This window comes from Neobacillus sp. CF12 (assembly GCF_030348765.1).
Lineage (GTDB): Bacteria > Bacillota > Bacilli > Bacillales > Cytobacillaceae > Neobacillus.
In genome coordinates, this window is sequence record NZ_JAUCEU010000007.1 from 3,637,501 (window position 1) to 3,652,878 (window position 15,378).

Here is a 15,378-nt window from a genome sequence, read left to right on the forward strand (position 1 = left end):
TCGCCACTGGTGTTCCTCCACATCTCTACGCATTTCACCGCTACACGTGGAATTCCGCTTTCCTCTTCTGTACTCAAGTCCCCCAGTTTCCAATGACCCTCCACGGTTGAGCCGTGGGCTTTCACATCAGACTTAAAGGACCGCCTGCGCGCGCTTTACGCCCAATAATTCCGGACAACGCTTGCCACCTACGTATTACCGCGGCTGCTGGCACGTAGTTAGCCGTGGCTTTCTGGTTAGGTACCGTCAAGGTACCGGCAGTTACTCCGATACTTGTTCTTCCCTAACAACAGAGCTTTACGACCCGAAGGCCTTCATCGCTCACGCGGCGTTGCTCCGTCAGACTTTCGTCCATTGCGGAAGATTCCCTACTGCTGCCTCCCGTAGGAGTCTGGGCCGTGTCTCAGTCCCAGTGTGGCCGATCACCCTCTCAGGTCGGCTACGCATCGTCGCCTTGGTGAGCCATTACCTCACCAACTAGCTAATGCGCCGCGGGCCCATCTGTAAGTGTCAGCGTAAACCGACTTTCAGCTTTTCCTCATGAGAGGAAAAGGATTATCCGGTATTAGCTCCGGTTTCCCGAAGTTATCCCAGTCTTACAGGCAGGTTGCCCACGTGTTACTCACCCGTCCGCCGCTAACCTTTAGGAGCAAGCTCCTAAAGATTCGCTCGACTTGCATGTATTAGGCACGCCGCCAGCGTTCGTCCTGAGCCAGGATCAAACTCTCCAAGAAAGTTGATATAGCTCATTTGTTACGTTGGCTTAGCTTTTTTAAAAAGCTAAAAAAATTGTTTGTTGACGTTCTTGTTTGTTTAGTTTTCAAAGAACAAGTTTCAATCATTCGCGTAAAAGCGACTTTATTAATATATCATCGCCACACAGTAAAGTCAATAACTTTTTTAAGTAATTTGTTTTACGTCAGCAGCGACGTTTATTAATATACCAACATAACATTTAAAAGTCAACGATATTTATTAAACTTATTCATGTTTTTTTAAAAAGAATATATTTATCCCTTTTTCCTGCTTTTATTATCCCGTCTCATATATTTTAAACACTCATTTGGCGGGGCCACTCTTCTAAATAAAGTAAATAAAATCTTATACCGTTCTTCCATTGCTCGTTTTACTATATGGTCAATACGATCATCTTTTAAATCAAATAATATTTCATCCATCTCTCGCTTTATCAGGTATTCCATTTCTTTTACTTCTTTTTCATTAATGAGAAGCCCAAACATTGAATCACCCTTTATGTAAGATGTAGTTATTGTAGTCTTTTCCAATTTAGTAAAATTTATAATTAAATTTTGTTAATCATATTAATTTAAAATTGAGCATAGGTATGAGACAAGGATAGCAATGGACGAGGTGGTTAAAATGAATTTCTTTTTTGTGTTGAAAGGTAAATCTGTTAAACAAATTCTTTTAGTCGTAATTGCTGCTTTTTTCACTGCATTGTTTCTATTTATGAGTAATCTGTCATTATCTCCAGTCTTTTCAACAAAGGATGGACCTAAGGCCGTTTATCGCGGCGAAAAGGACATAGCTCTTACCTTTAATATTGGCTGGGGGGATGAAAAGGCAGAACCCATTTTAGATGCATTAAAAAAAGAAAATGTGAAAGCAGCGACCTTCTTTTTAGCTGGTTCTTGGGCAGAGCGGCATCCGGATATTGTCAGCCGGATTGTTAAGGAAGGATTTGAAATAGGAATCCTTGGCTATGCATATGAGGATTATACTGAATTAGAAGATGTTAAAATCGGAAATGACATTGCAAAAGCAAAGGAAGCCTTTAGAAAGTTAAATATTAAAGAAATAAAGCTTCTGCGTGCTCCAACAGGTCATTTTGATGAACGCTCCTTAAAAATAGCCGAACGATATGGGTACACTGTGGTTCATTGGAGTGTAGATTCAAAGGATTGGACCAATCCTGGTGTTGATCAAATTGTTGCTAATGTGAAGAAAGCAGATAAAGGAGATATTGTACTCCTCCACGCTTCCGATTCAGCAAAACAGACAGCAAATGCGTTACCAGGGATTCTACAAGATGTCCGAAGTAAAGGATTAAAACTTGTCACTGTATCAGAGTTAATTGCAAATGGAGCAGTAGAATCCAAAGAAATTAAATAAGAAATCAAAGAAAAAACCGTCCACTTTATTAAATGGACGGTTTTTTGCTCGCTTTTTTTGAAGCATTTCCTCTTTTATTGGTTGTTTTATTGCTCTCTATCCGCTGTCTTTCCTGCTGCGATTTCAGATTTAATTTGTGAAGTATTAATAATTGATAAGCATTACATGCCAATAAGGGAAACAACATTAAATAAACCCAGCTATGTTCATTAACACGTAAAACAGGGAACCACTCGATAACCGTTACTACAATCATAAAAAAGAGTGCTGGAATAAAAGCCTCTCGATTCGTTTGTTTGGCTTTAAACCATGCGGTAACTAAAGCAGGAATGAAAAGAAGTACCGCTAGACCGATATAGGGCATGACGCTGTCCCTTGAATTTGCAAAGGTCTCATAACGTAAATAAACCAGGTCAAATAATACAAATAGAATTAAAACTACTTGAACTCCATTCCAAAGTGAAACAGATTTAAAGATACCTAAGCCAAAGCGGTGGACAGTTAGGTAGGCAAAATAGCCCATTTGACTAATAACACTATAAAGAAGGCCCCATAAAATAAACCAAAAAAGGGCGGATAATATATTGATGATTCGAAAATCGGTGAAATAGTGCACATATTCATTCCAATTGATAATAAAGCCTACAATTGCTGTTGTAATTACGCCAATTAATAGCGTAGTCATGAACAGCCTAACCCAAATACGACTCGTCACACCATTATCCTCCAATAATTTAAAATAAATTCCATACTGATTGTACCAATCCAAATATAAAAAATCCATCTTTTCAATTTCCTCACGCATAATCTGCCGCTCTTTTCTTCATCCTAAAAATTAAGGAGTCTTATGTGAAAGGAGCTTTTTTATATGAAAGGAAATAGCCTTATCCCTCTCTTGCTTTTCACCATGCTTTTATCAAGTTGTGCCTCTCCAGAAGCGAGTGGCGGAGAACAAGTAGACTATGAAGCCACAAAAAAGATGGTTGTGGATATACTTAAAACGGATGATGGTAAGAAGGCAATCCAAGAGGTAATGTCTGACGATAAGATGAAAGAAACACTGGTTATGGACCAAAAGGTTGTATCTGATACTATCCAGCAAACACTCACTTCAGAAAACGCCACTGAGTTTTGGAAAAAAACCTTTAGTGATGAAAAGTTTGCCCAAGGTATAGCAAAAAGCATGAGAACCGAGAATGAAAAACTTTTAAAGGATTTGATGAAAGATCCAGAGTATAGAGGCATGATGATTGAAGTTTTTAAGGAACCGGAAATTCAAAAGGAAATGGCAGATGCACTAAAAAGCAAAGAATATCGGGAACATCTACAAACAGTCATCTCAGAAACACTGGAAAGTCCACTTTTCAAAGTAAAAATGCAAGAATTACTCTTAAAGGCTGCGGAAGCAACGAAGAAGGAAGAAGAAAAAGAAGGCGAGTCTTAAATACTAATAACTGAAAAACCTCTTCCGATTTTCGGAAGAGGCTTTCTTTTTACTTTTTCAGCAGGCTAGTCATTTTCTCTGCAATTTCTAAATAAATTTTTCCTAATTGATGGTCTTCCTGATATACGGATGGAGCAAAGTCATCATCATTCCAATCAGGCTGATTGAGAGGAAGACGTCCAAGAACTTCTGTATTCAGGTCTTCGGCCAATTTATCACCGCCGCCTTTACCAAATACATATTCCTTTTCACCAGTAACCTTACTTTCAAAGTAGGCCATATTTTCAATAATCCCTAGAATTTCATGATCTGTTCTCAGTGCCATTGCACCTGCACGTGCTGCAACAAATGCTGCAGTGGGATGTGGGGTTGTTACAATGACTTCTTTACAAGCCGGAAGCATCGTATGGACATCCAATGCGACGTCACCTGTACCTGGAGGTAAGTCTAATAGTAAATAGTCAACTTCTCCCCATTCCACTTCATTAAAGAAGCTATTTAACATTTTCCCTAACATAGGACCACGCCAAATGATAGGAGAATTATCTTCTACAAAGAAGCCCATTGAAATGACTTTAACGCCAAATCGCTCAACAGGCAGGATCTTTTCTCCTCTAACAACAGGTCTTTTCGTGATTCCCATCATATCAGGAACACTAAAGCCATAAATATCAGCGTCAACTAAACCTACTTTTTTGCCTAGTCGTGCAAGGGCAACTGCAAGGTTGACGGATACTGTTGATTTACCAACTCCGCCTTTTCCGCTCGCAATAGCGATAAAAGTAGTTTTATTAGAAGCCAGTAAACCTTTGTCTTCCGATTCACTTGCAGCCTGACGGTGTTGTGCTAATACACTTTCTGGTAACTCACTAAATCTGATTCCTACTGTTTGTGCCCCAGCTTCTTTTAACAGATTAACTACTTGTGTTTGAAGCTGTAATTGTTCGGCTGTTCCAGTCTTTGCAATCTGCAATTTCACGCTAACATGGCTTTTTTCTTCTTTAATTTTTATTTCTTCGATAGCATTTAATTCTGCTAACGTTTTATGTAAAAATGGTTCTTTTAAGCTCCCTAATACTTCTTTAACCTTCACTTCTGTTAACATGTAAACAAACACCTCACCTAATGAATTCGTTTCCAGTTTTCAGTATACCATAACTTTTTATAGAAACAGTTAAATGAATCACTGACCCTATCATTCCAAAAAAAAGAAGGTGTAAAACCACCTTTTTTAATCTTCTATCTTCAGTTCCTTCTCTTTCGTGAAATAACGGACAACACCTTGATAGATTGATGCCGCTATCTTTTCCTGATATGCCTCCTTTTTTAACTGTTCTCTTTCGTGTGGGTTAGATAGAAAGCCTACTTCTACAAGTACTCCTGGCTTTTTTGCATTTTTTAAAATATAAACAGAATTAATTGGCTTCGCTTTTCGCGTTGTATTTTCCAAATTTACAATTAGTTCATCCTGAATGAATTTTGCCGCTTTAGCATTTTCTTTAAAATGAGGCGCATAAAAAGTTTGGGCCCCGCTCCATCTTGAAGATGGAATCGCATTTAAATGAATGCTGACAAATAAATCATTATCTGAGTTGTTTATCATTTTCAACCGTTTTTTCAAGTCCTCGACTTTCCTTCTGCTATATCCTTTGGTACCTTCATCTGCTAAATCCCTATCTGTTTCTCTGGTCATGACAACCAAGGCTCCCTGCTCCTGCAAATAATCTCTGACTTTTAATGAAATATCTAAGGCAATGTCTTTCTCTAATGCTTTGGAATTTCCAGCTCCCCCATCTGGGCCGCCATGGCCGGGGTCAAGCAATATAATTTTGCCTGATAAGGGAAGATTCCATGAATCTCCCCATGTATCTTCTTTGACAAAATCATATTGCAAAATCAGAAATAGAAGAAGTAAACCAACAGAAAAACCAATGACCTTTAATTTTTTCTTTGACACCCAAATCATTCCTTCCCGCTCGTCCCTATTCACTTAACTATATGGGACAAGGGACCTGTTTAGAACTTGGAAGAAATGAGAAAGTGAAGCACCAGGAATATTAATAGTCCTGGTGCTTGATCTAATCAATATATTAATGTAATCGAAGCTTGCGGCGTCTTTGGGCCTTTTCATATCCCTCTTTCCACCATACATCTATATAGCCCTCACAGGAGTAATAGAGCGTTTCACTCATTGTCCCCTCTTCACCATTCCCCCAATAAAGGAGGAAATTGTATAGGGTATCAATTAAATGTTTTTCTTCTCTATGACAACGTTTACGTACCTCATCTATATTTTCACCATAATAACCAAATTTACTGAATTTAGCTCCTAATAAGTAGGCTTCCAATGCTACGTCATAACAAGCCTCTTCAATTCCTGTATTCATCACAAAACTTTGCGCAATTCTTGTTGAGCCAAAATACTGCTGCACTCGTTCTTTTAGCGTTTTTACGGATAAGTCCTTTAGTACGGACCGCTCGTATTTTAATTGTTTATCGCGACGCTTTTCTTTAAAGGTTGTAATTACAGTCACTCGCTTTTCACCTCTTAGGACTATTCTTCATCCCTAGGTCATAAGAAATGCAACCTACAAAGCGTTTTGTATTGCCAATTTTTATCCTAATAGGTAAAACAAAACTTTACTGATGCTTTCCAATAGGATTCAATCCCCACAATTGCTTTCTCTTATGGGAAAACTTCATTTGGAATAAATACTTCGGGCATACCAGCAGCATAAGGTGATATTTCTGATTCCAAAAACTTTATAGAAATTCCATTGGCTGTAAAATAAAACGGACGATTATTATCGATTGTCACATTCTGAAGATCTTCACTAAATATCTCTTCTCGTTTCGATAACTCGGTGATCACATATTGTTTAATGGCATGTAGGTTTGCTTCATTTTTGGCGACATCGCCTAAAAGGATGAGATCTCCTGTTGATACATTAAAGTTATAGGATGTCACATTTGTCGAACCATGGGCACCTCCTGCATAGGTATGGTCGAATATTAATACGCTTAGCAGATTATTTTCATTATACTTAACCTCATAGGATACCAGGTATTCATAGGAATATATATACTCCATTTCCTCAGGGACTGGATGGCCGTTTTGTTCTTCATATCTCTGTCGCTGTTTTTTCTCCTCTTCCTCAAGAAGTAAAAGGTGTTGATACGAACTGTCTATATGTTTTTCTAATGTCTCATTTATTTTTTCCTCTATAGATTTACAAGACAATGGCATATTACTTGTTTTAGGATAATCAAGCGTTTCTTGATATTTCGCTTTTATAATTTCAATTGACTGGGATTGTTTTTCACAACCTCCATTATTCCCACTTTGATTAATGGGAAAATCTACAATGTTTTCATCAGGAATTGTTGGAGGTGTTTCATTAATTATCGTGGTAACACCACCACCATTATTTTCTGAACTACCAAAAAAGAAGATTGTTACAACATAAAAAATTAAAGAAAAAAATAAAATAACTAAAAAAATGAACAGACTTAAAATCTTCTTATTCATTTACATCCACCCCCAGTACTCCAATTCATGATTATTTCATGCACCGACCGTACTATATATATGCTTGATATTCTCATACCGGAAGCAAATGAATAAGATTTTTACAAAAAAAGATCACAGCCAAAATGGTTGGAACCTTAGAAATAAACATAACCATTAGGAACTAATGAACACCGCTAGGGCCTTTAGGAACTTTATTTACGGAATATGGAGAAAATCCAATCCCATCTATCTTTAGGTTTTAGAATCGATTTTTCTAAACGTTTATTGAATTCATTTTGAGAAAGCCACTCTTTTTTCATTTCTTCTTTGAGATTTTCTAATTCTATTTGTAAATATTCACTCTTTTCTTTTTCCTGTTCCAGCAATGTTTCGTAATGGATCTTTTCCTGTTCAGATAATTTTTCAATCCTAGCTTGCGTTTTTTGTGCTGAATTTGAAATGTTAGAACTTAAATCATGATGATCTTGCTTAAGCCTCGAAACGGTAGTTTTAAGTTCTGTAATATCGTTTATTACTTGAACATTCATTTCACGCGTGGCTACGAGTTCACTGGCTAAATATGCTAATATCTCTTTTATGTGCTTGGGATCTTGAGGTAAATTGTCATATGTATCGGCTACCGCAATCTCTGTTTCATTTAATCCTTTTAATTTTTCTTTTTGTTGATATGCAAGATCTTTAGCTGTATCGTCTAGGGGCTTGTCCGTATCGCGTAACGCTATAAGGGCTTCCATGTCGGATTGAACAAAGATACGCCGGTCTCCCTCTTTTAAAAACTCATAGCCATTTCGCTCTAAGATTTGTCCATACTTTCGAACAGTAGGTGTTGCAATCCCAGCCACCTCTGCCACCTCCTTAGAAGTGAAAGAGCGTTCAAACGGTTGAATATCATTTCGCATATCTGACCACCTTTTTTTATTCTAAATATGAAGGGTTATAGTTGAGTTTTCAAGAGCCATATCACCTAGCGATACAAATAAAAAAGAGACGATTTCCCCCTTTACTTGTCAAGCCTTATCCTGAAAGTTGGGCGTATCGGGTAGTGATATACTCTAACGAGATTTAATTCACATGGCATATCGCCCATCGATACGATTTTTTTGAACGTCCGAATTTACGTATTATCATTCAATAAAAATAATGTGCCTTTTTTGTCATGTAAAGATGGAAATTTGATAAAACATCCTTCCAATCATTTGCTGCTATCTTTGGAACCCAAAATAGACTTGAGGCAAAATTTTCTTACTATTTATCAATAATTTTAGATACTTGTCCATTCAATTTTTATTTACCATCATATTTTATTATAAGTATGTGATAGATTTTCTTAATCCTATGATTATTATTTTGACTTTACTAGAAAACCAAAAGGGGAGTGTAAGGAATGGCAGATAGTACATTCAATTTAGATACTGAAATTCTTGATTTAAACGGAGCAGAAGATGTTCATCAGCAAGACATTTCTGAACTTGGAGCACTTACAACTCGTATTAATGAGTTAGCGGCGAACATGATAAAGAGAGAAATTTGTTTAAAAGACAAATTGGAAGCTAAAAAAGGAGATATAGCTTCAATTACCGCAAGCTTTGAAAACAGCCAAAATGAAATTGCAGAACTTCACAAGCAAATAGCCGAAATGAGAGCAACTAATGAAAAAAGTTTGATTGGGGAGTTAAGGGTTCTAGTAGCTGAGCAAGAAATGCAGTTACAAGGTCTAAAAGAAGCAATTGGCACCAAAGAACAAATAATCACGTCATTTGCTGTAAGTCTAGAAAACAGTAAAAAGGAAATTGCAGAACTTAATAAACAAGTAGAAGAAATGAAAGCAACAAATGAAAGTCAAGAAACATTGCTTGGAGAGTACAAAGAAAAACTTGATTCGTTAATCCGGGAAGTATCACTATTAACCACTCAAAAAAGTGAATCACTAGCTGAAGAAAGTTCTGCGCTGAAAGCAGAGTCGAACACTCAAGTGTTGACAGCAGAGTCGGAAACTAAAGAAGAAAAATTGGTATTGAAAACAGAGCCAATTGTTAAAGAAGAAAATTCTGTGCTAAAAAAAGACCGCAAAGCTCAAAAGAAAAAGCTTAAAAAATTGTTGAAACAGAACCCAAATGCGAATGAAATGATTTTAGCAGAACAACTAGGGGTAGACAGTTCATATATAATTGGGCTTCGAAAAGAATTTGATATTTGAATGTTTGATTAAAGGGCCTTCTAAAGCCCTTTTTCTTTTACTCCGGATTAACCCTCACATAGGTTTGGTTATGGAACTTCATGACCATCCGGTTTCCGTATATTATCATAATTCAACAAAAATAGTTTATTATTTCCCTGAAAATACAAACTTCGACTTGTTCAGCGATTTTTCTACTTTATTCAGTTTGTTGATTAAATTTGCTGCAAAAGGAGACCTCCAAAAAGAAAGTCTCCTCGCATCAATCAATATAATAAAAACTTCTCACGAACCTCTTTAAATTCATCCAAACCAGTCTGCCATGCTGCTTTCATATCCTCAATACTTTTCCCTGCTTCAATATCAGCACGGATCGAACCATTACCGACAAGGTTATCGAAGAAAGAGATTCCTGCTGCACTAGGTGTTCTAAATTGAAATTCATTTGGATACATATCATGTATTGTTTTTACGATGTATAATCCTGTTTCAAACGGTTTATATGCATCTCTGTCTGTGATATGAATTTGAACACCATGACTTAACACATTCGCATGTTTCGAGAAAGTCGGAATAAATGACGCTGCACGGAATGTGACTCCAGGCAATTTGTATGAGTTTAACTTCGCTGCCAAGTTGTCGCTATTGATAAACGGTGCTCCAATCAATTCAAATGGCTTGGTTGTACCTCTCCCCTCGGATACATTGGTTCCTTCAATGAGAGCAGCCCCTGGGTAGACGATAGCAGTTTCTAATGTTGGCATGTTCGGTGACGGAAGGACCCACTCTAATGGCGTTTCATCGTAATACATATTCCGCTTCCAGCCTTCCATTTCCACCACGGTTAAATCTGCTCCAATTTCAAATTCACTATTAAAAAGCTTGGCTAATTCTCCTACAGTCATACCATGACGTACTGGTATCGGGTACTCACCAATGAATGACGAGTACTTATCCTCTAATACTGGTCCTTCGACTTTGGTTCCGCTAATTGGATTCGGCCGGTCAAGAACAATAATCGGAATATTATTTTCCTTTGCCGCTTCCATAGCTAACGCCATTGTATAAATGTACGTGTAAAAACGTGTCCCGACATCTTGGATATCAAATAACAATACATCTACATTGCTAAGCATTTCAGGCGTTGGCTTTTTGGTCTTTCCATATAAACTGTATACAGGAAGTCCTGTTTTTTCATCCGTATATTGTTCAACATATGCACCTGCTTGTGCACTTCCTCTTACACCATGCTCAGGACCGTAAAGAGCAGTCAGGTTCACTTCGGGATTATTAAAGAGTAAATCTACAATGCTCGTAACGTTCTGATCCACTCCGGTTGGATTGGTGATCAAACCAACGCGTTTATCCTTTATCAGATCAAGTTCATCCTGCAACAAGACCTCGATGCCTAAACGGAACTTTTTATTCTTTTTCTCTTTATCGTTCTTGGCCATGGCTGCAGAAACAGTAGAAAGTAGTAGAACGAGCGCCACTAAACCTATAAGCAACTTTTTCAATAGTATCCCTCCCTTTTATCTATTCCTAACCTAATATCCTAATCCGTGGTCAAATCCATATAATACACTGCCATCATGGTTGTAAATCGTTACTGGCAGTTTTCCAGTTGGATTGTTTTTACCAAATATCGTGTTTGCTGTTGCCTCAAAGCTTGCCGGTTTAAAACCGTATTGAACAAGATAGGCGTCTACATCCTTATAGGACATAACGTCATACGGATTTCTCGCACCAACTGCAACTACAGGAACCCCAGTTTCAATCAGTTGTCTTGTCATTACCATTTGACTAGCGTCTTGGGCCCTGCCGCTAACACTTGAGGTGTAGGTTCCGACAATGATGTATTTTGCATCCTGTACTTGTGCTAGTTGTGCGGTATTAAGCGGACCTGAAGCATTTATATAAACGGCGGCAGGATGGTGTTTTTGGATCTCTCCTGCAAGCAGTTGGATGGAGAATCCAGAACCACCAACGACAACAATCTTATCTTCAGGAGAAACATTGAGCGGAAGCACAGCATCATTTTTCACCAGTGTGATCGACTTTTCCGCTGCTTCTTTCTCAATGGCTTTATGCTCAGGTGAGCCTACCACCTGCAGTGCATTTGCTGCCTTTTCATCCAGACTCTTTTCTACCTCAGGCTTAACAATACTTCTATTTAGTTTCAAGGTTAAAACTCGCTCAACTGATTGCTCCAGTCTATCTTCTGATATATCGCCAGAGTTAACCGCCTCGTAGAGACCATTTGCCACAGCCTCAATTCCAACTGGCATGAGGAGTATGTCCGCTCCTGCTTTAACGGCACGGATGGCCGCGTCAACTGGTCCGAAATGCTCTGAGATAGCCCCCATGTTCATCGCATCGGTAACAATCACTCCCTTAAAGCCCATATCTTCGCGCATTAGCCCGGTTAATACTTTATGAGAGAGCGTTGCAGGTACTGCAATTTCTGTTCCATCCTTTTTAGAAATAGCTTTCGTATCATCAATTTTCGGGAAGGTCACGTGTGCTGTCATAATAGCATCAATTCCCGCATCCATTGCCTGTTGGAACGGATATAATTCCACTTTTTTCAAACGGTCAATATCATGTGGTACTTCTGAAAGTCCTATATGCGAATCAACTGCTGTGTCACCATGACCTGGAAAATGCTTTGCAGTTGCCGCTGTTCCCGTCTCATGAAGGCCTTTAATATAGGCGTTGCCTAATTTTCCAACTAAATCAGGATTCTCACCGAAAGAACGAACACCAATTACCGGATTATCTGGATTGTTGTTTACATCCAACACTGGTCCAAAATTCATATTAATACCAAGTGCATTCAGCTCTTCGCCAATCGCTTTACCAACCTTTTCGGCAGTTTCTTCAGAGCGAGTTGCTCCCAGTGCCATATTTCCTGGCATATCGGTACCAGTTTGCAAACGTGTAACGATTCCGCCTTCCTGGTCAATGGAAATTAGCAGTCCGTACTTTTCCGCAGCATCTTGATAGGCACTGACTAATTTAGTTGTTTGATCAGCAGTCACCGTATTTTCACGGAATAATATCACACCGCCAAGATGATAATCCTTTACAAGTTTGGCAATTTCATCGTTCATTACTGTTACATTCTGACCCTTCCAAGTTCTAAAGTCAGGCATTATCATTTGTCCGACCTTTTCCTCCATGCTCATGTGCTTGATGGCATTTCCAATGAGGTCATATCGTTTGCCTTTTTCTTTTCGAACAACGATTTTGTCTTGGTTGCCTTTGTATTGAATCGAAATTCTATCGCTGTAGCTGCCATCGCTAACAGATATAAATGTTTTACCATTGTGACCGGTTAAGGTTACTTCTCCATCTTTAGATATAGATGCAACTTTCTTATTGGATGATTTCCAAGTTAGGTTCTCAGATGCCAGCATAAAGCGGTCATCATCATATACATGGAGTGCATTTAAATCAAGCTTGTTATCACTTACTTCCCGTGTAACTTGTGGAACATTAAGGTCTATCACTAAATCTTCAATTTCCAAAGCAGCCCTCGCCCCTGACAATGGAATCCCTGTTAACAACAGAGCAAATGCTAGAACCGAAGTAATTAATGTTTTAAAAAATTTTCGCATGTTTCTCCTCCTCAAGGAATTCTTTATTTAATAATCTCTTAACTCCCATTCATTTTTAGAAAATCGAAGGGCATTTCCTGATTCGAATTTTGGATTCTGAATATACCATCCACGGGAATTTGCAGATCCATCCGTACGATAAACAAAACGCAATTTCGTCGCATCACCAGGTATAGCCAATTCTTTCTTTTCCCAGCCATTACTTGTGCCTGTTAATAGGGTAAGCTGCTGCCAACTGCCATCTCTATAAATTTCTACAGAACCACTATCCCAGACATTCTCAATCATATGCCAAGTGGTAAAGGTGAGTTTGGTATCATTAGATAAATGAAGATCACTTTCCATTATTCGATTTAGCTTGTCGCCGTAACCTGCAAACCACGCATCACTCTTACCAGGGATGGTGACTGGAATCGAATCCGCTACATGTCTTGCAAATAAGCGTCGGGTTTGGTTAATTGATCCCATACTTCTTGACGGATGGACTCGGTTGGTCAATAAAATAGCAATGGTTTTATTGTTTGGGCTAACTACAATTGATGTCCCTGTATACCCTGTATGACCAAAAGAGTATGTACCTTCTGACAATGCATCCATATACCAACCCTGACCCAATTCCCATCCAAGCCCATGGTCATTCCCAGGGTATGCAGAGTTCTGATTTTGCAACAGTAACTGTACGGTTTCAGGCTTCAAGATTTTTTTGCCGCCATACACTCCTTCATTTATAAAAATATGGGCAAGTTTAGCGAGGTCATTTGCAGTTGAGAACACGCCAGCATGACCGGCCACACCATCCAACGACCAAGCATTCTCATCATGAACTTCGCCCCAGACAAGACCGCGATTTGGTATTGCCTGATACTCAGTCGCCGCAATGCGGTGTTTCAAAGCAGTTGGTGGGTTATACATCGTATCCTTCATCCCTAAAGGTTCTGTGATGTGCTCCCGAACGAACTCATCCTGGCGAGTACCAGACCAATGCTCAATTAACATTCCTAACGTAATCATGTTTAAATCGCTATATTCGTATGTGGTTCCGGGTGCATTCTTCAATGATTGGTTTAATACCAACTTCAGCCTTTCTTCTCTTGATGTCCCCTGTGAGTATAATGGTATCCATGCAGTGAACCCGGACGTATGGGTTAGTAACTGACGAATTGTTACATTTTCCTTCCCGTTGGAAGCAAACTCTGGGATATGTTTAGCCACTGGATCATCAAGATGGAAGTATCCTTTTTCAAAAAGAATCATGACGGCTGTAGCGGTGAATATCTTGCTGATAGACGCCAAGTCAAAGATCGTGTCAGTTTCCATTGGGATAGGATTCTCCATCTCGGTGAACTTACCATCTGTATACAGGGAAGAATAGCCGTATGCATCATGTTTAACAACTTTCCCAGCCCTTGCTACAAGTGTGACAGCGCCTGGCATCAATTTTTGTGAAATGGCTTGGTTCATAATTTGATCGATTTGCTGAAGCGGAGCTTGTACCATTCCTGCTCCTCCTGCAGAGCTTGGATGGAGTACATTTGAAATAGGAATGTCAGTTGCATTCCATTTAAAGACAGGGTGTGGTTTCTTAGATGGGATTGTCAGTTTCTCTTCCTTTTCCATTGTGGGACCAAAAGGAAGCTCATAGTTTGCAAATACAGTTGGTGTACCTAACAGCACCGTACACACTGCCGTTATCATAAGCGTTTTACTTTTCATATGCCCTCCTTGAATGAATTTTAGACGGGATTACCCCTATGTATACCAAAATACTGGTAACGCTTACAAGTTATAGTAAAAGCATATCGGTTATGGCTCACAATCGTCCATACCACATAAGTCTCATAACAGTCATTTTACGGGTCATTAGATATATGTCTTTAGCATTATTTTTTAAAATATGGATTGAAATTTTAAAATTTCATTTCATTTTGGATTAAAGTAAATACAATTCTCTAAAAAGATACCTGTTTCAACCTACTAAAACAAGTCAGCTCAAACTATTAAATAAGGAGGACAAATCCTCCGGCAGCATCTTGAGATTTGTCCTTCATCCACCATATGAAGGACAAATCCTCCCACCACATCTTGAGATTTGTCCTTCATCCACCCTATGAAGGACAAATCCTCCCACCACATCCTGAGTTTTGTTCTTCATTTATCCTATAAAGGACAAATCCTCCCACCACATCCTATGTTTTGTCCTTCATCACCCTATGAAGGACAAATCCTCCCACCACATCCCGAGTTTTGTCCTTCATCCACCCTATGAAGAACAAACCTTCCCACCACATCCTGAGTTTTGTCCTCCATCCACCCTACGAAGAACAAATCCTCCTACCACATCCTGAGTTTTGTCCTCCATCCACCCTACGAAGAACAAATCCTCCCAACACATCCCGAGTTTTGTCCTTCACCGCTCCCCTTTATTTAGAAAAACTGAACATAAAAAAGACTCCCAACCAAATTGGTTGAGAGC

13 protein-coding genes and 1 rRNA gene (1 of these 14 only partly in view) are annotated in these 15,378 nt (G+C 38.8%); 3 read left to right on the forward strand and 11 right to left on the reverse strand.

What is annotated here, in order from left to right:
• Together QUG14_RS17265 and QUG14_RS17270 are read right to left on the reverse strand one after the other, a co-directional pair.
• Positions 1 to 734 (reverse strand): 16S ribosomal RNA (locus QUG14_RS17265) (it extends 816 nt beyond the left edge of the window).
• Positions 735 to 1,010: 276 nt separating this feature from the next.
• Positions 1,011 to 1,241, reverse strand: a complete 231-nt coding sequence (locus QUG14_RS17270; protein ID WP_289341715.1) for a hypothetical protein — start codon at positions 1,239 to 1,241, stop codon at positions 1,011 to 1,013.
• A gap of 139 nt (positions 1,242 to 1,380) precedes the next feature.
• Between QUG14_RS17270 and pdaB the strand changes: the two genes are divergently transcribed.
• A complete protein-coding gene (gene pdaB / locus QUG14_RS17275; RefSeq protein WP_289341716.1) occupies positions 1,381 to 2,133 on the forward strand; it encodes a polysaccharide deacetylase family sporulation protein PdaB in 753 nt (250 codons plus the stop codon).
• Between the two features lie 28 nt (positions 2,134 to 2,161).
• On the opposite strand, the gene QUG14_RS17280 is transcribed toward pdaB, so the two are convergent.
• Entirely contained in the window at positions 2,162 to 2,848 is a 687-nt protein-coding gene (locus QUG14_RS17280) for a KinB-signaling pathway activation protein (protein ID WP_289341718.1), read from the reverse strand.
• A gap of 153 nt (positions 2,849 to 3,001) precedes the next feature.
• Between QUG14_RS17280 and gerD the strand changes: the two genes are divergently transcribed.
• Positions 3,002 to 3,577 (forward strand): spore germination lipoprotein GerD, encoded by a 576-nt coding sequence (gerD, locus tag QUG14_RS17285; protein WP_289341720.1) that lies wholly within the window; start codon positions 3,002 to 3,004, stop codon positions 3,575 to 3,577.
• Positions 3,578 to 3,626: 49 nt separating this feature from the next.
• On the opposite strand, the gene QUG14_RS17290 is transcribed toward gerD, so the two are convergent.
• The 5 genes from QUG14_RS17290 to QUG14_RS17310 all read right to left on the reverse strand — a co-directional run bounded on the left by QUG14_RS17290 (position 3,627) and on the right by QUG14_RS17310 (position 8,008).
• Positions 3,627 to 4,682 (reverse strand): Mrp/NBP35 family ATP-binding protein, encoded by a 1,056-nt coding sequence (locus tag QUG14_RS17290; RefSeq protein ID WP_289341721.1) that lies wholly within the window; start codon positions 4,680 to 4,682, stop codon positions 3,627 to 3,629.
• A gap of 126 nt (positions 4,683 to 4,808) precedes the next feature.
• Complete coding sequence (gene cwlD / locus QUG14_RS17295) at positions 4,809 to 5,534, reverse strand: N-acetylmuramoyl-L-alanine amidase CwlD (protein ID WP_289341722.1); 726 nt, start codon at positions 5,532 to 5,534, stop codon at positions 4,809 to 4,811.
• 133 nt (positions 5,535 to 5,667) lie between these two features.
• A complete protein-coding gene (locus QUG14_RS17300; protein ID WP_289341725.1) occupies positions 5,668 to 6,111 on the reverse strand; it encodes a YbaK family protein in 444 nt (147 codons plus the stop codon).
• Positions 6,112 to 6,263: 152 nt separating this feature from the next.
• Complete coding sequence (locus QUG14_RS17305) at positions 6,264 to 7,106, reverse strand: DUF3298 and DUF4163 domain-containing protein (protein ID WP_289341727.1); 843 nt, start codon at positions 7,104 to 7,106, stop codon at positions 6,264 to 6,266.
• A 194-nt stretch (positions 7,107 to 7,300) separates the two neighbouring features.
• Complete coding sequence (locus QUG14_RS17310; protein WP_289341728.1) at positions 7,301 to 8,008, reverse strand: hypothetical protein; 708 nt, start codon at positions 8,006 to 8,008, stop codon at positions 7,301 to 7,303.
• Between the two features lie 485 nt (positions 8,009 to 8,493).
• On the opposite strand from QUG14_RS17310, the gene QUG14_RS17315 reads away from it, so the two are divergent.
• Entirely contained in the window at positions 8,494 to 9,306 is an 813-nt protein-coding gene (locus QUG14_RS17315; protein WP_289341729.1) for a hypothetical protein, read from the forward strand.
• Between the two features lie 245 nt (positions 9,307 to 9,551).
• Here QUG14_RS17315 and QUG14_RS17320 read toward each other — a convergent pair whose 3' ends face one another.
• Genes QUG14_RS17320 through QUG14_RS17330 form a run of 3 tightly spaced genes read right to left on the reverse strand, consistent with a single transcriptional unit; the run spans position 9,552 to position 14,618 of the window.
• Positions 9,552 to 10,802 (reverse strand): exo-beta-N-acetylmuramidase NamZ family protein, encoded by a 1,251-nt coding sequence (locus tag QUG14_RS17320; protein ID WP_289341730.1) that lies wholly within the window; start codon positions 10,800 to 10,802, stop codon positions 9,552 to 9,554.
• Between the two features lie 30 nt (positions 10,803 to 10,832).
• Positions 10,833 to 12,905 carry a glycoside hydrolase family 3 protein gene (locus QUG14_RS17325; RefSeq protein ID WP_289341731.1) on the reverse strand — a complete coding sequence of 691 codons (2,073 nt, stop codon included), beginning with the start codon at positions 12,903 to 12,905 and terminating at the stop codon, positions 10,833 to 10,835.
• Between the two features lie 27 nt (positions 12,906 to 12,932).
• The gene (locus QUG14_RS17330) at positions 12,933 to 14,618 is read right to left on the reverse strand and encodes a serine hydrolase domain-containing protein (RefSeq protein ID WP_289341732.1); all 1,686 of its coding nucleotides are present in this window, start codon (positions 14,616 to 14,618) and stop codon (positions 12,933 to 12,935) included.
• Between the last annotated feature and the right edge of the window lie 760 nt (positions 14,619 to 15,378).